19 protein-coding genes are annotated in these 23,000 nt (G+C 54.7%); 3 read left to right on the forward strand and 16 right to left on the reverse strand.

Annotated features, from left to right (window positions below; genetic code table 11):
- Nucleotides 1-11: 11 nt before the first annotated feature.
- The 10 genes from glgA to QVF11_RS23710 all read right to left on the reverse strand — a co-directional run bounded on the left by glgA (nucleotide 12) and on the right by QVF11_RS23710 (nucleotide 13,915).
- Entirely contained in the window at nucleotides 12-1,445 is a 1,434-nt protein-coding gene (glgA, locus tag QVF11_RS23665; RefSeq protein WP_287859693.1) for a glycogen synthase GlgA, read from the reverse strand.
- Complete coding sequence (glgC, locus tag QVF11_RS23670; RefSeq protein ID WP_112214798.1) at nucleotides 1,445-2,740, reverse strand: glucose-1-phosphate adenylyltransferase; 1,296 nt, start codon at nucleotides 2,738-2,740, stop codon at nucleotides 1,445-1,447. The genes glgA and glgC overlap by 1 nt, the downstream gene beginning before the upstream one ends.
- 81 nt (nucleotides 2,741-2,821) lie before the next feature.
- Nucleotides 2,822-4,798 (reverse strand): glycogen debranching protein GlgX, encoded by a 1,977-nt coding sequence (gene glgX, locus QVF11_RS23675; protein WP_287859695.1) that lies wholly within the window; start codon nucleotides 4,796-4,798, stop codon nucleotides 2,822-2,824.
- Complete coding sequence (glgB, locus tag QVF11_RS23680; RefSeq protein ID WP_287859697.1) at nucleotides 4,795-6,981, reverse strand: 1,4-alpha-glucan branching enzyme; 2,187 nt, start codon at nucleotides 6,979-6,981, stop codon at nucleotides 4,795-4,797. The genes glgX and glgB overlap by 4 nt, the downstream gene beginning before the upstream one ends.
- Before the next feature lie 246 nt (nucleotides 6,982-7,227).
- Nucleotides 7,228-8,334, reverse strand: coding sequence for an aspartate-semialdehyde dehydrogenase (gene asd / locus QVF11_RS23685; RefSeq protein WP_112214801.1), 1,107 nt, complete (start codon nucleotides 8,332-8,334; stop codon nucleotides 7,228-7,230).
- 454 nt (nucleotides 8,335-8,788) lie between these two features.
- Nucleotides 8,789-10,129 (reverse strand): gluconate transporter, encoded by a 1,341-nt coding sequence (gntU, locus tag QVF11_RS23690; RefSeq protein ID WP_004854994.1) that lies wholly within the window; start codon nucleotides 10,127-10,129, stop codon nucleotides 8,789-8,791.
- Nucleotides 10,129-10,659, reverse strand: a complete 531-nt coding sequence (gntK, locus tag QVF11_RS23695; protein ID WP_110275063.1) for a gluconokinase — start codon at nucleotides 10,657-10,659, stop codon at nucleotides 10,129-10,131. Before gntK ends, gntU begins: the two co-directional genes overlap by 1 nt.
- A 181-nt stretch (nucleotides 10,660-10,840) precedes the next feature.
- Nucleotides 10,841-11,836 (reverse strand): gluconate operon transcriptional repressor GntR, encoded by a 996-nt coding sequence (gene gntR, locus QVF11_RS23700; RefSeq protein ID WP_110274923.1) that lies wholly within the window; start codon nucleotides 11,834-11,836, stop codon nucleotides 10,841-10,843.
- 224 nt (nucleotides 11,837-12,060) lie between these two features.
- Entirely contained in the window at nucleotides 12,061-12,756 is a 696-nt protein-coding gene (locus QVF11_RS23705) for a pirin family protein (protein WP_110274922.1), read from the reverse strand.
- A 121-nt stretch (nucleotides 12,757-12,877) separates the two neighbouring features.
- On the reverse strand, nucleotides 12,878-13,915 hold the full coding sequence (locus tag QVF11_RS23710) for an oxidoreductase (protein WP_287859702.1): 1,038 nt from the start codon (nucleotides 13,913-13,915) through the stop codon (nucleotides 12,878-12,880).
- 255 nt (nucleotides 13,916-14,170) lie between these two features.
- On the opposite strand from QVF11_RS23710, the gene QVF11_RS23715 reads away from it, so the two are divergent.
- Together QVF11_RS23715 and yhhY are read left to right on the forward strand one after the other, a co-directional pair.
- The gene (locus tag QVF11_RS23715; RefSeq protein ID WP_112214804.1) at nucleotides 14,171-14,830 is read left to right on the forward strand and encodes a bactofilin family protein; all 660 of its coding nucleotides are present in this window, start codon (nucleotides 14,171-14,173) and stop codon (nucleotides 14,828-14,830) included.
- Between the two features lie 260 nt (nucleotides 14,831-15,090).
- On the forward strand, nucleotides 15,091-15,570 hold the full coding sequence (gene yhhY, locus QVF11_RS23720) for an N-acetyltransferase (RefSeq protein ID WP_181486319.1): 480 nt from the start codon (nucleotides 15,091-15,093) through the stop codon (nucleotides 15,568-15,570).
- Between the two features lie 106 nt (nucleotides 15,571-15,676).
- Here yhhY and ggt read toward each other — a convergent pair whose 3' ends face one another.
- Nucleotides 15,677-17,419 (reverse strand): gamma-glutamyltransferase, encoded by a 1,743-nt coding sequence (gene ggt, locus QVF11_RS23725; protein WP_287859706.1) that lies wholly within the window; start codon nucleotides 17,417-17,419, stop codon nucleotides 15,677-15,679.
- Nucleotides 17,420-17,540: 121 nt separating this feature from the next.
- On the opposite strand from ggt, the gene QVF11_RS23730 reads away from it, so the two are divergent.
- Nucleotides 17,541-17,861: a DUF2756 family protein gene (locus tag QVF11_RS23730; protein WP_112214807.1), complete on the forward strand. Its 321-nt coding sequence runs from the start codon at nucleotides 17,541-17,543 to the stop codon at nucleotides 17,859-17,861.
- A gap of 17 nt (nucleotides 17,862-17,878) precedes the next feature.
- Here the strand turns inward: QVF11_RS23730 and ugpQ are convergent, their stop codons facing one another.
- The 5 genes from ugpQ to ugpB form a co-directional block, all read right to left on the reverse strand.
- On the reverse strand, nucleotides 17,879-18,619 hold the full coding sequence (gene ugpQ, locus QVF11_RS23735) for a glycerophosphodiester phosphodiesterase (protein WP_287859710.1): 741 nt from the start codon (nucleotides 18,617-18,619) through the stop codon (nucleotides 17,879-17,881).
- Nucleotides 18,616-19,686, reverse strand: coding sequence for a sn-glycerol-3-phosphate import ATP-binding protein UgpC (locus QVF11_RS23740; protein ID WP_287859713.1), 1,071 nt, complete (start codon nucleotides 19,684-19,686; stop codon nucleotides 18,616-18,618). Before QVF11_RS23740 ends, ugpQ begins: the two co-directional genes overlap by 4 nt.
- A 1-nt stretch (nucleotide 19,687) precedes the next feature.
- Entirely contained in the window at nucleotides 19,688-20,533 is an 846-nt protein-coding gene (gene ugpE / locus QVF11_RS23745; protein WP_112214810.1) for a sn-glycerol-3-phosphate ABC transporter permease UgpE, read from the reverse strand.
- On the reverse strand, nucleotides 20,530-21,417 hold the full coding sequence (gene ugpA / locus QVF11_RS23750) for a sn-glycerol-3-phosphate ABC transporter permease UgpA (RefSeq protein WP_287859716.1): 888 nt from the start codon (nucleotides 21,415-21,417) through the stop codon (nucleotides 20,530-20,532). Before ugpA ends, ugpE begins: the two co-directional genes overlap by 4 nt.
- 96 nt (nucleotides 21,418-21,513) lie before the next feature.
- Entirely contained in the window at nucleotides 21,514-22,830 is a 1,317-nt protein-coding gene (gene ugpB, locus QVF11_RS23755; RefSeq protein WP_110274912.1) for a sn-glycerol-3-phosphate ABC transporter substrate-binding protein UgpB, read from the reverse strand.
- Nucleotides 22,831-23,000 lie beyond the last annotated feature (170 nt).

Consider the following 23,000-nt stretch of genomic DNA (forward strand, 5'->3'; position numbering starts at 1 on the left):
TTGGCTCCTGGTTACAGCAAGCGTTGATAAAGTTCGCGGTAAGAATTTGCGGCAACCTGCCAGCTAAAATCCATATTCATCGCCTGACGCTGAACGTAACGCCAGAGCGACGGACGCGACCACAGGACAAATGTGCGTCGAATAGCCCGCAGCAGCGACAAGGCGTTGCTGTCCTCAAAAACAAATCCGGTTGCCAGACCGTCGGCGAGGTTCTCCAGCGAACAGTCGGAAACGGTATCCGCCAGGCCGCCGGTGCGCCGCACCAGCGGTAGCGTGCCGTACTTCAGGCCATACAGCTGAGTTAAGCCGCATGGCTCAAAGCGGCTGGGTACCAGAATCACATCAGCACCGCCCATAATGCGGTGCGAGAAGGCTTCATGATAGCCAATCTGTACGCCGACTTTACCGGGGTGTTCGGCGGCGGCGGCCAGGAATCCCTCCTGCAGCACCGGATCGCCCGCCCCCAGCAGCGCCAGTTGGCCTCCCTGCTCAAGCAGACCCGGCAGCGCTTCCAGCACCAGGTCCAGCCCTTTCTGGCTGGTCAGTCGGCTGACAACAGCAAACAGCGGCGCTTTGTCATCCACCTTCAGCCCCATGGCGATTTGCAGCTGACGCTTATTCTCGGCCTTCTCTTCCAGACGATCGCGGTCATAGCGTGTGGCCAGCAGCAGATCGTTTTGCGGATTCCAGATTTTATCGTCAACACCGTTGAGGATCCCCGACAGACGACCCTCATGCTGACGCTGGCGCAGCAAACCTTCCATTCCGTAGGCAAACTGCGGCTCGGTAATTTCGCGGGCATAGGTCGGGCTGACCGCCGTAATGTGGTCGGCGTAATAAAGACCCGCTTTCAGGAAGGAGATCTGACCGTTAAATTCCAGACCATGAACGTTATAGAACGACCACGGCAGCTCAATGTCATTCATATGCCATGAGTAGAACATGCCCTGGTAGGCCAGGTTATGTACCGTAAAGACCGACTTAGCCGGATGGCCGCGCGCCGCCAGATATGCAGGCGTCAGGCCTGCATGCCAGTCGTGGGCATGGACGACATCAGGACGCCAGAATGGGTCCAGGCCGCAGGCCATCTCGCTGCCTACCCAGCCCAGCAGCGCAAAGCGCAGCACGTTATCGGTATAAGCATGCTGATGGGTATCGTGGTAAGGGCTCCCTGGGCGATCGTAGAGATGTGGGGCATCAATCAAATAGATGCCCACGCCGTCAAAATGCCCGAACAGCAGCGTAACAGGACCGGCAAAGGTCTCCCGGCGAGTCACTACCTGCGCATCGGTGATACCGCGGCGGATATCAGGGAACGCGGGCAGCAGCACGCGGGTATCGATGCCCTGTGCAATTTGCGCCGCAGGCAGCGCGCCGATCACATCCGCCAGTCCACCGGTTTTTAACAGCGGGAACATCTCCGAACATACATGTAATACCTGCATTAGCGCTCCTGTGGGTACCCCAATTTCCGCAGCATGTCGCGGGTGACCAGCACTATACCTTCTTCCGATCGGTAGAAACGACGTGCATCCTCTTCCGCATTTTCACCGACAACCATACCTTCTGGGATCACGCAGGCGCGGTCAATAATGCAGCGACGCAGGCGGCACGAACGGCCAACCCAAACCTCTGGCAACAAGACTGCCGAATCAATGTTACAGAATGAATTCACCCGCACGCGCGGGAACAGCACCGACTGAACAACCACGGAGCCGGAGATAATGCAGCCGCCGGATACTAGTGAATTCAGCGTCATCCCATGACTGCCTGAACGGTCCTGAACGAATTTTGCTGGCGGCAAAGGTTCCATATGGGTGCGAATAGGCCAGTTCTGATCGTACATATCCAGTTCCGGTGTCACCGAAGCGAGATCAAGGTTGGCTTTCCAGTACGCTTCAAGGGTACCGACATCGCGCCAGTACGGCTCAGACTGCGGGTCTGACTGCACGCAGGAGAGCGGGAAAGGATGTGCATAAGCCATGCCAGCTTTGGTTATCTTTGGAATGATGTCTTTACCAAAGTCGTGACTGGAATTTTCATCGCCATCATCTTCTTCCAGCAGCTCATAAAGGTAATCCGCATCAAAGATATAGATGCCCATGCTCGCCAACGATTTGCTCGCATCCCCCGGCATCGCCGGTGGGTTAGCCGGTTTTTCGACGAAATCGATAATCTTCTCGCTTTCGTCAACCGCCATCACGCCAAACGCCGGTGCTTCTTCAATGGGCACAGGCATACAGGCCACGGTGCAACGCGCCCCTTTTTCGACATGGTCGATCAGCATGCGCGAGTAGTCTTGCTTGTAAATATGGTCGCCCGCAAGGATCACCACATACTCCGCCTTATAGCGGCGGATGATGTCGAGGTTCTGCGTCACCGCATCCGCCGTGCCACGATACCAGTTTTCACCCTGCATCCTTTGCTGGGCGGGCAGCAGGTCAACAAATTCGTTCATCTCTTCATTGAAAAACGACCAGCCGCGCTGGATATGCTGCACCAGAGTATGTGATTGATACTGGGTGATGACGCCGATACGGCGAATACCTGAGTTAATACAGTTAGATAACGCAAAATCGATAATACGGAACTTACCACCGAAATGGACAGCAGGTTTCGCACGTTTATTGGTTAAATCCTTCAGACGGGTACCACGTCCCCCGGCAAGGATCAGCGCAACTGATTTGATCGGCAACTGACGTGCCAGCATCAACGGATCGTTCTTTTCTACCCCAACCATAATTAACTCCTTTTTTACTCCCCAGCTTGCCTGCCCTTCTCGCCGCGCCGCCGCTTCGAGACCAACCGGAAGCCTCGAGGTTTACGACCTTTGAAATACGCACACTCCGTGCGCGGGCCCATGCCAGACAGCCATAATGACCGGATTATCCTCTCCGGCGAAAGGTGGAATGGCACGCCATTCCCCCGCGGGTAAAACCATCTCCGCCACCTCAGGGGTAGCATTGAGCGTTATCAACCAGCGATCGGACAATATGATCTGCATGCGCGGTGCACCATGCTGCCATTCATCGGCAGACAGCGGTTGCGCATTCTGGTTTAACCAACGAACACTGCCGTCACCCTCCTGCCACCAACGATTAGCGGTTAATGCCGCAATACGCTGGCGCAGATGAATCAGCGCGGCAGTGAACGCGGTCAGCCCGCGGTTCGTATGGTTCCAGTCCAGCCAGGTCAACGCATTGTCCTGACAATAAGCATTGTTGTTGCCATGCTGGCTGTGACCCTGTTCGTCACCCGCCAACAGCATCGGCGTTCCTTGCGCCAACAGCAGCGTCGCCAGGAGGGCGTGGACGCTGGCACGGCGCCGTTCAATCACAGCAAGATTCCCTTCTAATCCCTCTATACCATGATTGTTGCTGTAGTTATTGTTAGTCCCATCGCGATTCTCTTCGCCGTTTGCCTCATTATGTTTCTGATTGAAACAAACGCAGTCGCGAAGAGTAAAACCATCGTGCGCGGTGACCAAATTGACCGCCGCCGCAGGCTGCCGTCCATTGCGCTGAAAAACATCGCTGGAGGCAGCAAAACGCTGAGCGAAATCGCCCAACGAGACATTTTGTTGTAACCAGAAACGACGCGCGGTATCGCGGAAGTGGTCGTTCCATTCAGCAAACAGCGGCGGAAAATTACCGACCTGATAGCCGCCGGGGCCAATATCCCAAGGCTCAGCGATCAGCTTCACTTCCGCCAGACGCGGGTCGTTACGGATGGCCTCAAACAAAGGTGCATCCTGACGAAACTCCGGCGTGCGGCCCATGACTGACGCCAGGTCAAAACGAAAACCATCAACGTGACACTCATCCACCCAAAAACGCAGGCACTGACGGGCATACTCCACCACGCCCGGATGGCTGAGGTTGATGGTGTTCCCGCAGCCGGTCCAGTTGTGATAATCGCCGTCTTCTCTGATCCAATAATAGCTACGGTTATCAATTCCGCGCAGGGAGAAGGTCGGCCCCTCAAGGTCTATCTCAGCGCTATGGTTCAGCACCACGTCGAGAATCACTTCAATGCCCGCCGCATGCAGCGCTTTTACCGCATCGCGAAACTCATTGAGCGCATGTTCCGGCGCGCTGGCGTAACGCGTATCGATGGCGAAAATCGCCAATGGGTTATAGCCCCAGTAGTTGCTTAACCCCATCCGCTGGAGACGCGGCTCGCTGGCGAACTGCGCCACCGGCATTAACTCTAGTGCAGTAATACCCAGCGTGCGGAAGTAGTCGATCATCACCGGGTGACCCAAAGCCTTGTAAGTGCCGCGAATCGCCTCGGGTAGTTCAGGATGCAGGTACGTCAGCCCTTTGACGTGGGCTTCATAAAGGACCGTCTGACCCCACGGCGTGCGCGGCGGCTTATCACCGCGCCAGTCGTAATGCAGATCGATAACCCGCGATTTCGGCGCTATCACCGCGCTATCGCGGTTATCAGGAACGCTTTCACCGCCATGAAGACGCTCATCATCAGGCAGCGCACCGTTCACTTGATGGCAGCAGGGATCGAGCAGCAGTTTTGCCGGGTTAAAGCGGTGCCCCTGCGCCGGGTCCCAGGGGCCATGGACGCGGTAGCCGTAACGCAATCCCGGCCCGACTTCAGCTAGCCAACCGTGCCAGATATCGCCACTGCGTGTGGGTAGGTCGACACGCCGTTCGTTGCCCTGCTCGTCGAACACACAGAGTTCCACCCGCTCCGCATGGGCGGAAAAGAGGGCGAAGTTCACTCCCTTACCGTCGTAGCTAGACCCCAACGGCGCGGGCTTGCCTGCCGTGAGTACGATCATTGCGCCTCCCGCACCAGCCAGACCGTCGCCAGCGGCGGCAGCGTGATCGAGAGAGAGTCTTCACGACCGTGACTGGCAATCGCTTCGCTTTCAACAACCCCACCGTTACCTGTATTACTGCCGTGGTAATGCATGGAGTCAGTATTCAGCTCTTCGCGCCATTTCCCCGGCTGGTTGATACCAAAACGGTATTCATGACGCGGCACCGGGGTAAAGTTGCTGGCCACGATGATTTCATTACCAGCCTTGTCACGACGGACAAAAATAAATACAGAGCGCTCATGATCGTCGACCACCAGCCATTCGAAGCCGTAAGGGTCAAAATCCAACTCGTGTAATGCTTTATGGTGACGATAGGTATGGTTCAGGTCGCGCACCAGCCGCTGAACGCCGTGGTGCCAGTTATCACCGCCTTCCAGCAAGTGCCAGTCGAGGCTTCCGTCGTGGTTCCACTCGCGCCCCTGAGCGAATTCATTGCCCATAAACAGCAGCTTTTTACCCGGGAAGGCAAACAGCCAGCCGTAGTAGGCACGCAGGTTGGCGAACTTCTGCCAGGCGTCACCCGGCATACGGTCAAGAATCGATTTTTTACCGTGCACCACTTCGTCGTGGGAGAGCGGCAACACAAAGTTCTCGGTGTAGTTATAGAGCATGCCGAAAGTCATCTTGTCGTGATGATGGCGACGATGCACCGGATCTAACTTCATGTAATCGAGAGTGTCGTGCATCCAGCCAAGGTTCCACTTAAACCAAAAACCCAGACCACCATCAGATGAAGGACGAGATACGCCAGCAAAATCGGTCGATTCTTCCGCCATCGTCACCGCGCCCGGCGTTTGTTCGCCCAGGACCCGGTTGGTATTACGCAGGAACTCAATAGCTTCAAGATTTTCCCGGCCGCCGAATTCGTTCGGCACCCACTCGCCCTCTTTGCGGCTGTAGTCGCGATAAATCATCGATGCCACCGCATCGACCCTCAGCGCATCAATGCCAAAGCGCTCAATCCAGTACAGCGCATTGCCGACCAGGAAATTGCTGACCTCACGGCGACCGTAGTTGTAAATCAGCGTGTTCCAGTCCTGATGATAGCCTTCGCGCGGATCGCTATGTTCATACAACGAGGTGCCGTCAAACGACGCAAGGGCAAAATCGTCCGATGGGAAATGACCCGGCACCCAGTCAAGGATAACGTTAAGGCCAGCAGCATGTGCGGCATTGATAAAGTAGCGGAAATCTTCCCGGGTGCCGAAACGGCGGGTTGGCGCATATAGCCCGGTTGGCTGATAGCCCCAGCTACCGTCAAACGGATGTTCATTAACCGGCAGCAGCTCCAGATGGGTAAAGCCCATCCATTTGGCATACGGCACCAGCTGGTCGGCCAGCTCACGATAGCTCAGCCAGAAATTGTTATCGGTATGGCGACGCCAGGAGCCGAGATGAACTTCATAGATAGATATTGGCGCATCAAACCCGTTAGCCTGTTTACGCACCTGCGGCTGCTCAACTTTCTCCGGAAGCCCGCAAATAAGCGAAGCGCTGTCCGGGCGCATCTGCGCTTCAAAAGCGTAAGGGTCAGACTTCACCCGTAGCTTGCCGTGGGCATCAATAAGCTCGAATTTATACAGTTGGCCATTCACGGCTCCGGGAACGAACAGCTCCCAGATGCCGGACTCTTTGCGCAGACGCATCGGGTGGCGGCGGCCGTCCCAGTAGTTAAACTGGCCGACAACGGAGACCCGGCGAGCGTTCGGTGCCCAAACTGAAAAACGCGTCCCAACGACGCCGTCCATGGTATCGGCGTGCGCACCCAGCGTTTCATACGGACGCAGATGCGTGCCTTCCGACAGCAACCATACGTCCAGGTCCTGCAACAGTGGGCCGAAGCGGTAGGGGTCGTCGATCAGGTTTTGCTGGTCATGCCAGGTCACGGCCAACTGATAGCGAAAAGGATTTTTACGTCGCGGCAGAACGCCGCTAAAGAAACCGCGCGAGTCAAGGCATTCAAGCTTGCCGACTTTGCGTCCGGTTTTCGGTTCAATGACCCACACGTCGGTGGCGTCAGGTAATAATGCGCGAACTTCCAGCCCGGCTTCGGTGCAATGCATACCAAGTACGGAAAAAGGATCCGCAAAATGGCCAGCGATAAGCGCATTAATCACGTCCCTATCAATACGATTAGACATGGTTTCATCCTGTTGTAAGTGCCGCCTTTTCCTGCATCTGGCGACTTTTTTGACCTGAACGGCGCAGCACAATGTGCATCCTCCTGCTCCGTCCCACCTTCAGGTAAGGAGACATCATTGCCCCTTACTTAAAGCATAGCCAAGGCTGCGTTACCTCCGTTGGGAAAAATCAAACATCCGCGTTTACTCCTTGTATTACGCAAAAAAAAGGGGTGTTCTATCACCCCTTTTTGCTCATCCTGTTTTTTATGCCAGCTGTCGTAGCATGCGGCGTAGCGGTTCAGCTGCGCCCCACAAGAGCTGGTCACCGACGGTGAAGGCCGACAGATACTCAGGCCCCATATTCAGTTTACGCAGGCGACCCACCGGGGTGGTCAGGGTGCCGGTCACGGCAGCTGGGGTCAGCTCACGCATGGTAATGTCACGATCGTTCGGTACCACTTTGGCCCACGGATTGTGCGCAGCCAGCAGTTCCTCAACGGTCGGGATCGAAACATCTTTTTTCAGCTTGATGGTGAACGCCTGGCTGTGGCAACGCAGCGCGCCAACGCGAACGCACAGGCCGTCTACCGGAATCGCCGAAGCGGTCGCGAGGATTTTGTTGGTCTCCGCCTGGCCTTTCCACTCTTCGCGGCTCTGACCGTTATCCAGCTGTTTGTCGATCCAAGGGATCAGGCTGCCTGCCAGCGGTACGCCAAAGTTGTCCACCGCCAGCTCGCCGCTACGGGTCAACGACGTCACTTTACGTTCAATATCCAAAATGGCGGAAGCCGGATTCGCCAGCTCTGTCGCGACATGGCTATGCAGCTGACCCATCTGAGTCAGCAGCTCGCGCATATGCCGCGCGCCGCCGCCGGAAGCCGCCTGGTAAGTCGCCACGCTGACCCACTCAACCAGATCCTGAGCAAACAGGCCGCCAAGGGACATCAGCATCAGGCTGACGGTACAGTTACCACCAACAAAGGTCTTCACACCGTTGTTCAAGCCAGCGGTGATAACATCCTGGTTCACCGGGTCAAGAATGATAATCGCGTCATCTTTCATGCGCAGCGAAGAGGCCGCGTCAATCCAGTACCCCTGCCAGCCGCTTTCACGCAGCTTCGGGTAAATATCGTTGGTGTAATCGCCGCCCTGACACGTGACAATAATGTCCAGCGCCTTCAGTGCTTCCAGGTCAAACGCATCCTGAAGCGTGCCACCGGTACTGCCACCAAAAGATGGAGCAGGCTGCCCCAACTGGGAGGTGGAGAAAAAAACAGGGCGAATGGCGTCAAAATCGCGCTCTTCAACCATGCGTTGCATGAGTACAGAGCCGACCATTCCGCGCCAGCCGATAAAACCAACATTTTTCATAACGTATTCCTGCGAGGTGTTTGCTGTTTGTTCCAGGCCAGTTTCCTACTGGTTAGTCCTTCACATTACAAAATGCAGCTAAAGTCGCAAGTGAAATTAATCAATGATTGCCAGACAATCAGTAACGCAACTAATTCTGCATTGCGGCAGCCGTCATAGGCACCCCGGAATACCCTAATGATTATCAGGGAATTTATATTGTGAAGGGAATATTTTCCGCCGCTATTTTATTGATCCTGATTATGGATTTCAGCAGAAATTCGGCTGTTTTAATCTTCCTGACAAAACCCGACAAACCCAGTGCTGACGCGGGTTGATGATATCTGTGACATTCGTCGTATTTCTCATGATAGAGATTTAGGTAGGGGGTAAAACGAAGGATTTCGAGTAAAAAAGTTTGGTGGGGAAATATGACCCGGCATCGCTTTGCTCAGCCGGGTCATATTTCTTACATTTAACTCAACAGCGTAAACGCAATCATACCGACAATTGCACCAACGGTGCCGAGGATAGTCTCCATCATCGTCCAGGTCTTCAGCGTTTGCGCTTCGGTTGCGCCGGTAAACTTCCCGAACAGCCAGAAGCCCGCGTCGTTGACATGGCTGACCACGATGGACCCCCCGGCGATACAGATAGAGAGTGCCGCCATCTGCGCGCCGCTGTAGTGCAGCTGTTCAATAACCGGCATCACCAGACCAACGGCCGTCAGGCAGGCAACGGTTGCAGAACCCTGGATAATACGCACCGCCGCCGCCAGCACGAAACAGGTGATCGCAATCGGCAGGCCCATGCCAGTCAGCGCTTCACCGAGCGCCGGCCCCACGCCGGAGTCAACCAGTACCTGTTTGAACACGCCGCCCGCGCCAATCACCAGCAGGATAATCCCCGCAGGCTGGAGTGCATGACCACAAATCTCCATGACGCGGTCTTTCGCCATCCCCTGACGTACCGCCAGGCCATAGATAGCCACCAGGCAGGCAACCAGAATCGCGGTAAACGGATGGCCGATAAACTCAAACCATTCGTAGGCCGTGGAACCTTCCGGCACAAAGCGTGCGGCGATAGTTTTCAGGCCAACCAGCACTAACGGCAGCAGAATCAGCGACAGACTAAAGCCGAATGACGGCATTTTGCCTTCACCAAGGTGCGGCTCGCTAATATCATCAGGGATGTGCAGCTCAACGTAGCGGCTGATGAAATTGCCCCACAGCGGCCCGGCAATAATCATCCCCGGAATTGCCGCGCACAGGCCAATCAGGATCATCCAGCCAAAGTCGGCGTGCATCTGCGATGCCAACAGCATCGGCGCAGGTCCCGGCAGCAGGAAAGCAGCCGCAGCGGCTACCCCAGCAAACAGCGGGATAACAAGTTTCACAAGGTTGGTGCCGGTATGGCGCGCCATCGAGAAGGCCACGCTAATCAACAGGACAATCGCGACTTCAAAAAACAGCGGCAGTGCGCAGATAAGCCCGGCCAGGCCAATCGCATAATGGGCGCGGCTGTGACCGAAAGATTTCAGCATCTTGACAGCAATCTGGTCGACCGCACCGGTTTCATGCAGGATCTTACCAAACATTGCCCCTAACGCGACGACAATGGCCAGAAAGCCCAGCGTGCCGCCCATGCCTTTTTCCATCGTCGCCGCGATTTTATCCAACGGCATTCCGGAAAAAAGACCTGCTCCAATAGAAACCACCATCAAAGCCACGAAGGCATGCATACGCGCCTTCATGACTAAAAACAGCAGCAGCAAAACGGAGCCGACTGCTGTTAAAACAAGCGTTAATGTACTCACTAGTTACTGCCTTTGTTGATCACCTCAATGGTGCTGGCGACCACGCCTTCCAATGACTGGTCGATATCGACGATTAAAACATCGCTTTCTTCTGTACCCGGTTCTTGCAGCGTTTCAAACTGCGTCACCAGCATCTGGGTTTTAAAAAAGTGGCCTTTGCGCGCCTTCAGGCGTTTTTCAATAACCTCGAAATCGCCTTTCAGGTAGATAAAGGAGAGGTTCGGGTTACCTTTACGCAGGATGTCGCGGTAGCTCTTTTTCAGCGCAGAACAGACAATCAGCGACACTTTGTTGGTACGCTGCATGGCGAATGCGGCATCGTTCAACGCCTGCAGCCACGGAGTGCGGTCGTCATCGTTTAACGGTTCGCCCGAAGCCATCTTGTTGATGTTGCTGCGCGGATGCAGAAAGTCGCCGTCGAGAAACGCGGCGTGCAGTTGATGCGCCACTTCGCTGGCGACAGCGGATTTACCGCTGCCGGAAACGCCCATCAGGACATAGATGTGGTGATCATGGTTAGTCGTGCTCAAAGCTTCCTCCCACTGGACATATACGCGCAGCCTGGCAGCTTTAAAAGGCATGAAATGCTCGCGTACAGATTAATTGTTACGGGTAACTGTTATCGGTAACATTGTCATGCCGGAGTTGTGGAGAAGCAATAACCATTCGTGCCAGATGTGAATATGTGTGATCTACTTCAAATTTGTCAGTTTAAATAGATCCACCCGGTGACAATGTGAAACCTAAATCTAACATCTTAGGCGTCACTACTTCACCGCGAATGCGTGCCAGCAGACGTTCAGCGCCAATACGCCCCATACGCTCACGCGGCGTGAGAACGCTGGCCAGACGCGGCTCCATCACCTGGCCGATATCATGACCGTGGAAACCGGCAATCGCCATATCATCAGGGATTTTCAGCCCCAGGCGCTGACACTCGAACGCCGCGCCAACCGCCAGGTCGTCGTTGGTGCAGAAGATACCGTCAAGCTGCGGATATTCGCGACGCGCCTGGCGCATCAGCTCAATTCCCGATGAAAAAGAGGAAGACTGCTCGACCATCACGCTGTAGGGCATCATCCCGGCATCAAGCATCGCCTGCTCATACCCCTTCTGTTTGATGATAGTACGTTCGTCGAGACGTGCGCCAAGATAGGCAACGTGGCGGTGCCCGTGATTGATGATCGCGGCGGTCATCTGCCGGGCCGCTTCGAAGTTATCAAAGCCGACGGCAATATCGAGGCACGGCGACTGGCTGTCCATCAGTTCGACAACCGGGATCCCAGCCACTTCAATCATTTTCAGCGTGCGCGGCGTATGGCTACGTTCGGTGAGGATCAGGCCATCGATGTTCCAGGAGAGCATCGATTCCAGGCGTTTTTCTTCCATTTCCGGCTTATAGCCGTAGTGCGCTAGCATGGTCTGATAACCAAAAGCGTCAGTAACGCTTTCAATACCACGCAACACTTCCGAAAAGACCTGGTTAGTTAACGAGGGCAGCAGGACGCCAATGGCGCGACTGGTGGCATTAGAGAGGATGTCAGGGGCGCGATTTGGAATATAACCCAGTTCATCGAGAGCAACGGCTATCTTGCCACGCAGCGCCTCGGAAACCTGTTCCGGGTTACGTAGATAGCGACTGACCGTCATTTTGGTCACGCCGACAAGATCGGCTACATCCTGAAGTACGGGTCTTTTCTTTTTCATCGTCCTGACTGTGATAAATGGGAAACATTTTCCCAGTTTATCACGGACAAAGCGCAACCTTCCCGGAGAAAAGAGGGCTGACAGATTTATTTAGAGTTGGTACGCAAAATCATTCAAGTTGCATTGAGGCGGCAACGCAATGAATCCCCGGAAGCGTACAAGGGGTACGCGCCCGGGGTGAGTGAGGAGAGCCAACAAAAATGCGGCTTGAAGGATGACGCGTATCATACCGGCGGCAGATCGAACAGCAGTATCTCGCTATCGCTATCGGCGTGTACGGAAATCGCCTGCTCATCCCAAATCGCCAGACCATCGCTGGTAGTCGCTTTGGTGCCATTGATGGTGACTTCACCTTTTACCACCTGGATCCATACGCGACGTTCGGCGGCAATCTGATGCACCGACTGCTCATCTTTCAGCAGCGCCCAGCGGTACAGCTCCATATCCTGAAACACTTTCAGCGAGCCATCACGTGCATCCGGTGACAACACCAGTTGCTTGCCCTGCGCGGCGTCAAAGCGGCGCTGCTCGTAGCGCGGGGTGATGCCATTTTTTTCCGGCATAATCCAGATCTGGTACAGATGCAGTTTATCGGTGTCGCTCGGGTTGTACTCAGAGTGACGGATCCCGGTACCTGCGCTCATAATCTGGAACTCACCCGCCGGAACCTGCTCTTTGTTACCCATGCTGTCCTGGTGCTCAACCGCGCCTTCCAGCACATAGGTCAGGATTTCCATATCTTTGTGCGGATGGGTACCGAAGCCCTGGCCTGCGTCAATCACGTCATCATTGATAACCCGCAGCGCCGAGAAGCCCATAAAGTTCGGGTCGTAATAGTTAGCGAAAGAGAAAGTATGCCAGGAATCAAGCCAGCCGTGGTTAGCGTGACCGCGTTCGTTAGCTTTGCGTAAAAAGATCATGTTGCACCCCCGTATGTTTTCGATGGAGTAAGTGTGGACCCAATCCTCGAACGATCATAGAGGGTGAAAATTGACTCCTCTGTTCAAAAAATATGAACGATTACAGAGGAGCCATTGTGGCTTATCTGGCGAGGGTTATGGTGGCAGGAGATGGCTGTTCGAAGCCGCGCTCAAGGATCTCCATATTGGTGAGAGCTTCAGATTCCTTGACGAAATTTGGCTGACCGTTAACGATTGTGTCATACAGCGAATCATAGACGCGACCATAGTCGCCGATTTCAACCGGGATCTCTTCCCGCACGGTCTCACCCGCCTCGTTGACGTACTCCAGCAGACCGAACGTATCGTCCGCGCCGAATCCAGGCTCGCCCGGCATGATATTGGCCTTCAGGCTGGTTTCCTGCTGGTCGATACCGTATTTAATAAACGAGCCTTTATGGCCATGAACAATGAACTTTGGATAGGCCAGCTTCACCAGATGGCTGGTTTTAACAATCGCTTTCAGATTGCCGTAAAACAACTGGGCCTCAAAAGTATCATCCGGATTGGCTTTGTTGCGCAGGCTACGAATGTCGTAAGAGACATGATCCGGGCGGCCAAACAGAGAGATAATTTGGTCCATGGTATGGACGCCCAGGCCATAGAACGCACCGTCCTGCGGTAATCCAGGCTTACCGCCGTCCACCGGGCGATAGTTGTCGAAGTGGCTTTCAATCTCGACAATTTCACCTAGTTTTCCACTCTCGATAACCTTTTTGGTGGTCAGGAAGCAGGAGTCAAAGCGGCGATTCTGGTAAGGCGTGACCGTCAGCTCTTTGCTTTTCGCCAGCGCGAATAGCGCTTTCGCCTCTTCCAGGGTTGGGGTGAAAGGTTTTTCGACCAGCACGTTTTTGCCCGCCTCCAGCGCCCGTTTCGCATACTCAAAGTGGCTGTCCGCATGGGTACAGACAATCACCAACTTGACCTGCGGGTCATTGAGTATCTCATCAAGATCGCTGGTGAAATGGATATGTGAATACTGCGGCGACTGCTCCTCCGGCTTTGCGCTGCGGCGGAAAATATGCGCCACGTGCCAGCGATCTTTACGGTGCAGTACATAGGGAAGATGGTAGCGGGTGGTGCTTTTGCCGAATCCAATAAATGCGCAGTGCAAAGTCATAACGCTGTCCTTAGTTAAGGTCTCTGCTATTAACCATAGCGCAAGCTGGCTGCGAACTTAACCCCTTCAATTAAAGTAGCAAATTCTTAAATGTTAAATTTATCGTTCAAATTCATTGACCCCACAGATTAAATTACGGATAAGAGGAATTCTCGGGAAAAGAACATTTTTTATCCAGAACGTTCGCGGGCATGACGCCACTCGCGCTCACCCTTTCCCAAATACGATGACTAAAGGAGTAGCCATCTCATTCTCATGGAAAGCAAGTATATCGCCTTAAACAGCGCCCTTCTCTTCTGGCTGCTAGGCCTGATGGCCTGGTGCTTTGAGTCTACGTACATAGCCTTACTATCAGGTTCTTTCTCCCTGTCATCCTTCGTTTTTCATTTTCAATACCATCGGGTTAACCATATGTTTAAAAAGAATAAAAATACTGAAGCTACGCCACCAGCTGTAAGTACGCCAGCCCCCGTCACTCCTCCCCCGCAAACCGTGATAAAAAAGCCTGCCGCCACGATTATCGCCAGCGGCATCCGCTTTGAAGGAAATATCATTGCAGAAGGAGATGTTGATATTTACGGTACCGTAAATGGCAATATCGACGCTAAAGACAGCCAAATTAAGATTATGACCGGTGGCCTGGTTGAGGGGAATATCCTCTGTCGAGAGCTGATTATTGACGGCGGCGTCATCGGTCAGTGCAACAGCGACACCATCGAAATCGACAAGAACGGCAAAATCACCGGCACGTTAGCCTACCGCACGCTGGCTATCAAAAAAGGCGGCGTATTTTCCGGCCAGGCGGAAGTGCTACCACCAGTGGCAGAAAAGAGCAATGTCGTGGGGTTTAACGCTGATACTACTGTGGAAATCAAAGACAAAGTTGAGATGCAAAGCGCAGAGGTTGCACAGTAGCCCTCTTCCGGGAGTGAGCTGGAAAAAGTGTAAAAAAAAGCCAGCACCCGGCTGGCTAAAGTAATACTGGAAGCAATGTGAGCAATGTCGTGCTTTCAGGCTTTCCGCAAGGGTCTCCCTGAATGCAGGACAATAATAATCATTCTCATTCGCACTTGTCTACCCTTTTTTGCAAAAAATAGTCGTTGACGCATTTTTTAAAGTCAGTGATGTTTAAAGGGACTTTTAGCCAACTAAGGAAATGAAGAATGAGTGACATAGTGATACGCCATGCCGAGCCACGCGATGCTGAACCTTTACGCCAGCTGACTTCGCATCCGGAGGTCTATCACGACACGTTACAGCTACCTCATCCTTCTATGGAAATGTGGCAGGAGCGCCTGCTACCGAAACCCGGTAGCCGTCATCTGGTCGCCACCATCGACGAACAGGTTGTCGGACACCTCAAGCTGAGCGTCGAGCCTAATCCTCGTCGCAGCCACGTGGCGACCTTCGGCGTTAGCGTTGCGTCGCAGGCACACGGTCGCGGCGTTGGCAGCGCGCTGATGCGTGAAATGATTAATCTGTGTGATAACTGGCTGCGCGTCGAACGCATTGAGTTAACCGTATTTACAGATAATCCATCCGCTATGGCGCTTTATCGCAAATTTGGCTTTATTGTGGAAGGAACCGGCAAGAGATACGCCCTACGCAACGGCGAGTATGTGGATGCGTACTTTATGGCGCGATTAAAGGGGTGACCCTCACCCTAAAAGGAGAGGGGACCGTTTCGAGCTGTAGCTTAGATAGCACACAGCCCTGCTTCCCCCTCTCCCAGGAAGGGAGAGGGCCGGGATGAGGGTAGAACTAATACCCTGCCGTTAAATCATCCGGCGAACGCGGATCGGATGCGCCGTACAGCGTACCATCCGGGCCAACCATAATACTCTGGGTGCTGCCCATCGCCTCTTTCACCGCCACTTTCTGCCCTTTGTCCTCCAGCAGCCTCAGCGTATCCGGGCTAAACCCCTTCTCCACTCGCAGTTCATCCGGCAACCATTGATGATGGAAACGCGGGGCATTAGTGGCTTCCGCGACGTTCATGCCGAAGTCGATGGTATTGACCACCATTTGCAGCACGGTGGTAATGATGCGGCTGCCGCCAGGACTCCCGGTCACCAGCCAGGTTTTGCCATCTTTCACCACAATAGTCGGCGACATCGACGACAGCGGGCGTTTTTTCGCCTCGACGGCGTTAGCATCGCCCCCCACCAGCCCGTAGACGTTCGGCACGCCGGGTTTCGCAGAGAAATCATCCATCTGGTTATTCAGCAGGATGCCAGAGTTCCCCGCCACAATACCGGTGCCAAAGGTCGTGTTCAGCGTATAGGTGACCGCAACGGCGTTACCGTCTTTATCCACCACCGAGAAATGGGTGGTTTGATTGCTTTCATACGGCGCCAGCTTGCCGGGGCGAATCTGGCTCGACGGTTTCGCTTTATTAATGTCGATCTGTTCGGCAATTGATTTGGCATATGCTTTGCTGGTCAGCGCCTGCCACGGTACTTTGACGAAGTCCGGGTCACCAAGGTATTCCGAGCGATCGGCATAGGCGTGTTTTTCCGCTTCCGCCATCACCTGCATGGCGTCGGCGCTACCAAAGCCGTACTTATGCATATCGAAGTTTTCCAGAATATTGAGGATCTGTACGATATGAATGCCCCCGGAGGAAGGCGGCGGCATTGAGAAGATCTGATAGCCACGGTATTCGCCGCTAACTGGCGTGCGCTCGACCGCTTTGTAATTTGCCAGATCCGCTTTGGTGATAAGTCCGCCGTTATTCTTCATTTCTCCGGCAATCTGGTCAGCAATCGCGCCCTTGTAGAAAGCATCCGGACCCAGCTCGGCAATCAGTTCCAGGCTTTTACCTAGCTGTTTTTGCACCAGCTTATCGCCCTTTTTCAGCGGCTCGCCGTTTTTCCAGAAGATGGCCCGGCTATTGGCGTGACCGGGGATCACTTCGCTACCGTAAGTTTTCAGATCATCGGCCAGCGCATCGTTTACCGTGAAGCCTTCTTCTGCCAGCTTAATCGCCGGGCGAATGACCTTGTTCAGCGGCATCGTACCGTATTTATCCAGCGCGAGGGAGAAACCGGCAACGGTGCCCGGCGTGCCGGAAGCCAGGTGTGAAGTCAGCGATTTTTTGCTGTCCGGGTTGCCCTGGTCGTCGAGGAACATATCGCGGGTGGCCTGCTCCGGAGCCATTTCGCGAAAGTCGATCGCCGTCGTATTACCGTCTTTAGTGCGCAGCATCATAAATCCACCGCCGCCGATATTACCGGCCTGCGGGTGCGTGACCGCCAGCGCATAGCCCACCGCTACGGCGGCATCCACGGCGTTACCGCCCTGACGCAGAATATCCACACCGACCTTCGTTGCCAGCGCATCCACCGAGGCCACCATCCCCTGCTGCGCACGAACCGGGTGAAAAACATCTTCCTCTACACCATAAGAAACCGGAGGCGGAGCGGGATTTGCCGCGACGGTAAAACTGCCGCCCGCCAGCAAAGCAGCGATGACCACCTGACGCCAGCGCGTTGTTTTTATCATTGTCATACTCCTGAATATGTTTTTATTTACACATAATCCTGGATGATAAGTCTTAAAAAATCATTGTTGTGCCGGAATGGGGGTAAACTTAACGCATGCCACTCACGTGGAGGAGAGAACAATGAAAGTCATCGTATTTCTGGCGGCGCTGCTGCCGCTAAGCGCTTTAGCACAACCGCTCAACGTCGATAACAATCCCAACCAGCCGGGATATGTGGTGCCCAGCCAGCAGCGGATGCAAAACCAGATGCAGAACCAGCAGATGCAGCAGCAAAACAAGCTGAAGCAGGATATTCAGAGCCAGTCGCGCACTCAGCAGCAGCATTTACAAACGCAGTTGAATAACAATCAGCAGCGGGTACAGCAGAATAACAACCTGAATCGTCAGCAGCCTCTGCCGAACAATAACGGTGGGATGTTGCAGCGACAGACGGCCCCGTAAGCGCCGTCTGTCATAGATTATGCCGGGAAGTTGGGGCCGATAACGTCAATTGCATCGGTGCAGATGCAATCCACGCCCCAACGCAGCAGCTCGGCGGCGCGCTGGGGTTTGTTAACGGTATACACGAGGATGTGCAGGCCCGCATCTTTCAGGCTCGCCACGCGCGCTTCATCCAGCAGTTTATGATTAAGATGGATTGAGACGCAGCCCAGACGCGTGGTCAGTTCGCGCCAGTCATCCCGCCATTCATCCAGCAGCAGTCCGCGCGGCAGTTCAGGCGCTGCTTCCTGTGCCGCTTCCAGAGCATCGATTTCAAACGACGAAAGCAGCGGCTGGGTCATCCCCTGCCACAGTTCGCGGGCCGCCAGCGCGACGACTTTACCGGTCAACGGGCCGGTGCCCGTCGTCGGTTTAATTTCGATATTCGCCATCATGCCGTGCAGGCGACAGCGGTCAGCAACTTCGGTCAGCAGCGGCAGCGGTTCGCCTTTGAACTCGCCGCTGTACCAGCTTCCGGCATCCACTTTTAGCAGATCGTTCCACGCCAGCTCGCCCGCCACGCCCCAGCCGTTGCTGGTTCGTTCGAGGTTGTCATCATGCAGTAAGAAAATCTGCCCGTCTTTCGATAACTTAGCGTCAAACTCAATCATCGTATGACCATAACGAGCGCCGGTATCGATGGCCGCAAGGGTATTTTCCGGAGCCAGTTTACCGCCGCCGCGATGGGCAACAATGTGGGGATAAGGCCAGTGACTCATGCGCGTTGTCCTGTTTCACTATCAAAGAGGTGCAGATGATTCTGCGGCAGATGCAGCCACAGCGTGCTGCCAGCCTGCGGGCGTAACTGGTGCGGTAGCCGAACCACCAGCTTTTGTTCGCTCCAGCGCCCGTGGGCAAGGTTATCGGCACCTAAAATTTCCAGCGTATCCATCATCAGCGGTACGCCACCTTCCGCCTCGGAGCTTAATGCAAAATGTTCCGGACGGATACCCAGCGTCATCTTACGCCCGGCATAGCGGCGATGCTCGTTGTTGATGGGCAAAAGCATCCCGCCCTCAAGCTCGAAGCGGCTACCATCATCGCTGACCCGACCTTCCAGCAGGTTCATTGCCGGGCTACCGATAAAGCTTGCCACAAAACGGCTAGCCGGCTTTTCGTAGACTTCAACCGGCGTACCTATCTGCTCGGCGATGCCTTTGTTCATCACCATGACCCGCTGCGCGAGGGTCATCGCCTCCACCTGATCGTGGGTCACATACAGCGAGGTAGTCTTAAGGCGACGGTGCAGCTGTTGCAGCTCAAGGCGCATCTGTACGCGCAGCTTGGCGTCGAGGTTGGAGAGCGGCTCATCAAACAGGAATACCGCCGGGTCACGAACGATGGCTCGCCCCATCGCCACGCGCTGGCGCTGGCCACCAGAGAGTTCGCGCGGGCGACGCTTGAGCAGGCCATCCAGTTCAAGAATACGCGCCGCCTCCTGCACGCGCTCGGCAATTAATCCCTTGCCCATACCGCGAATTTTCAGGCCCCACGCCATATTCTCTTCCACGCTCATATGCGGGTAGAGGGCATAGTTCTGGAACACCATTGCGATGCCGCGGTCTTTCGGTTCCATTTCGGTGACGCGCTTGCGGTCAATCCAGATATCGCCGCTGGTCACCCGTTCCAGACCGGCAACCATGCGCAGCAGGGTCGATTTACCGCAGCCCGATGGGCCGACCATCACGATAAATTCTCCGTCCGCCACGTCCAGCGTTAACGGTTGAATGACCTGGGTTTTGCCATCCCAGCTTTTCGTTACTGCCTGTAGTTTTAAACCAGCCATTTTATTTCTCACTATCGACCAGGCCACGCACAAACGCACGCTGCATGGCTAAAACGATGACAACCGGGGGAATCAGCGTGAGCAGCATCGCCGCCATCACCTGGTTCCACTGCGTAGTGCCTTCACCGGTGGCGATCATGCCTTTAATGCCGGCGACGGCAGTGCCAAGATTCACATCCTGAATAATCAGCAGCGGCCACAGATACTGGTTCCAGCCGTAGATAAAGGTGATGACGAACAGCGCCGCCAGATTGGTTTTCGACAACGGCAGCACGATATCGCGAAAGAAGCGCATCGGTGACGCGCCGTCGATGCGCGCGGCCTCAATCAGCTCGTCCGGCAACGTCATAAAGAACTGGCGGAACAGGAAGGTGGCGGTGGCCGAAGCCATCAACGGCAGCGTTAGCCCGGCATAGCTGTCGAGCATTTTCAGGTTGGCGATGACTTCCACGGTCGGGAAAATACGCACTTCAACCGGCAGCATCAGGGTGATGAAAATCATCCAGAAGAACAGGTTACGCAGCGGAAAGCGGAACCAGACGATGGCGAAAGCGGAGAGCATTGATACCGCGATTTTGCCCACCGTGATGCCGAAGGCCATAATGAAGCTGTTGAGCATCATCAGCCAGAACGGCGCGCTGTTGGCTCCTACACCGTTTACCCAGATGGTTTTCATGTTGTCGAGCAAATGCCCGCCAGGAATCAAGGTCATCGGCGTTTCAAAGACCGCTTTGCTATCCAGCGTCGCCGCAACAAAGGCGACATACAGCGGAAACAAAATGACCGCGATGCCTAAAATCAACATGGTGTGGCTGAAAATCGTCAGCCCGCGACGGTTCTCAATCATTGGTAGCGCACCTTACTTTCAACGTAGCGGAACTGCACCACCGTCAGAATAATGACGAGGAACATCAGCACTACCGACTGCGCAGCGGAAGCGGAAAGGTCGAGCCCGGCAAAACCCTCACGGTAGATTTTATAAATCAGCGTAGTCGTTGCCTGTACCGGCCCACCGCCGGTTGCGGCATCGATAACCGGGAAGGTATCAAAAAAGGCGTACACCAGGTTCACCACCAGCAGGAAGAAGCTCACCGGGGCGATCAGCGGCAGCGCCAGCTTGAAGAAGCGGCGCACTGGCCCGGCGCCGTCAATCGCAGCGGCTTCCACCAGCGAACGCGGGATAGATTGCAGCGCGGCGAAGAAGAATAGAAAGTTGTAACTAATCTGCTTCCATACCGAGGCGAACACCACGAGGAACATCGCCTGACCGCTGTTCTGCGCGTGGTTCCAGTCGTAGCCAAGCTCGCCGAGAAAATGGGTAATCAGCCCGCGCCCGGGGTTGAACAGAAAGATCCACAGCACAGCAGCCACCGCAGGCGCAACGGCGTAGGGCAGCAGCATCAGCGTCTGATAGAAACGGCTACCGCGCACGACGTAATCCACCAGCGCGGCAAAAAACAGCGAGATCAACAGGCCGCTAAAAGTAACCATCGTGCTGAACTTAATCGTGGTCCAGAAAGAATCCAGATAGTACGGATCGCGGAACAGCATCAGGAAGTTATCCAGACCAACAAACTGGCTGGAGAGCCCAAAAGGATCGACGCTCTGCAGCGAATACCACAGCGCTTCGCCCGCGGGCCAGATAAAGAAGATAACGGTGATAATCAGCTGCGGAGCGACCAGTACATAAGGCAGCCAACGCGAGCGGAACACCGGACGGGATGATGACATGAGAGTTTGGTTCCTGAACAGCGCCGGGTGGCGGCTTCGCCTTACCCGGCCTACGGTCTTGTAGGCCCGGTAAGCGTAGCGCCACCGGGCATTTTGTTAAGACTTCGTCGACTGCTCAAAACGGCGCAGCAGCTGATTACCGCGTTCAACAGCGGAGTCCAGCGCCTGTTGCGGCGTTTTCTTACCGGTCCATACGCTTTCCAGTTCCTCATCCACGATGGTGCGGATCTGCGGCATGTTGCCCAGACGCAGGCCTTTGGTGAACGGCAACGGCGGCTTATTCAGCATCTGACGCGTGGCAATATCAGCACCCGGGTTCTTATCATAGAAGCCCTGCTCACGAGTCAGGTTGTAAGCGGCGGTGGTAATTGGCAGATAGCCGGTTTTCTGATGCCATTCGGCAGCGTTTTCCGGTTTAGCGAGGAAATCGAGGAATTTAGCAACACCGGTATAGGTTTCTTTGTCTTTACCCTGCATCACCCACAGGCTGGCCCCACCAATAATGGCGTTTTGCGGCGCGCCTTTAACATCAGCGTCGTACGGCATCATACCTACGCCGTAGTTGAACTTAGCGTACTGACGGATATCCGCCAGGGAGCCGGATGAAGCGGTAGTGATGGCGCAATCGCCGTTATAGAACTTCTCGGTGGATTCGTCTTTACGCCCAAAATAGCTAAAGTCGCCCTTCTTGTTCATCTCTTCGAGCATGGCGATATGCTTCACCTGCTCCGGCTTGTTGAACTCCAGCACCGCATCGGTACCATCAAAGCCGTTGTTTTTGGTGGCGACCGGCAGACCATGCCAGGCGCTGAAGTTTTCAATCTGAATCCAGCCCTGCCAGCCGCTGGCGTAGCCGCACTTCATACCCGCCGCTTTCAGCTTGGCGGTATAGGCCGCCAGATCCTGCCAGGTTTTCGGTGGCTGTTCCGGGTCTAAACCGGCTTTTTTGAAGGCATCTTTGTTGTAGTACAGCACCGGCGTGGAGCTGTTAAACGGCTGGGAGAGCAGATGGCCGGTTTTCGAGTCGGTGTAATAACCGGAGACGGTCGGCACGAACTGCGTCTCATCAAACTTGATGCCCGCATCGCTGAATACCTGGTAAACTGGTTTAATGGCTTTGGAAGCCATCATCGTCGCAGTACCCACTTCATAGACCTGCAACAGCGCCGGGGCGTTGCCGGTACGGAACGCAGCGATACCCGCGCTCAGGCTCTGCTCATAGTTGCCTTTGTAAACCGGAACAATTTTGTAATCAGGATTGGCCGCGTTGAAACGTTGCGCCAGTGAATCAACTTCTTTCCCTAACTCCCCTTCCATCGAATGCCAGAACGGAATAGTGGTTACCGCCAGGGCTTGTCCGGCAAACGCCAGGCTGAGCGCCAGTCCTAAAGCTGTATGTCGTAACGATTTCATCGGTTATCTCTCTTGTTGTTCCGGATGCGCGATTTCACGCGTTTTATGCTCGCGGGGGTAACATGACATGCTCGAATGACAGAAAAATAACTATTGCATTACAAAAATATTACAATAAATTGGCGAAAACATGATGAAACGGTGAAAAAAAAGTGGCAGGGAAATGGCAA

The sequence above is a fragment of the Klebsiella sp. genome, from assembly GCF_027492335.1.
GTDB lineage: Bacteria > Pseudomonadota > Gammaproteobacteria > Enterobacterales > Enterobacteriaceae > Klebsiella > Klebsiella huaxiensis.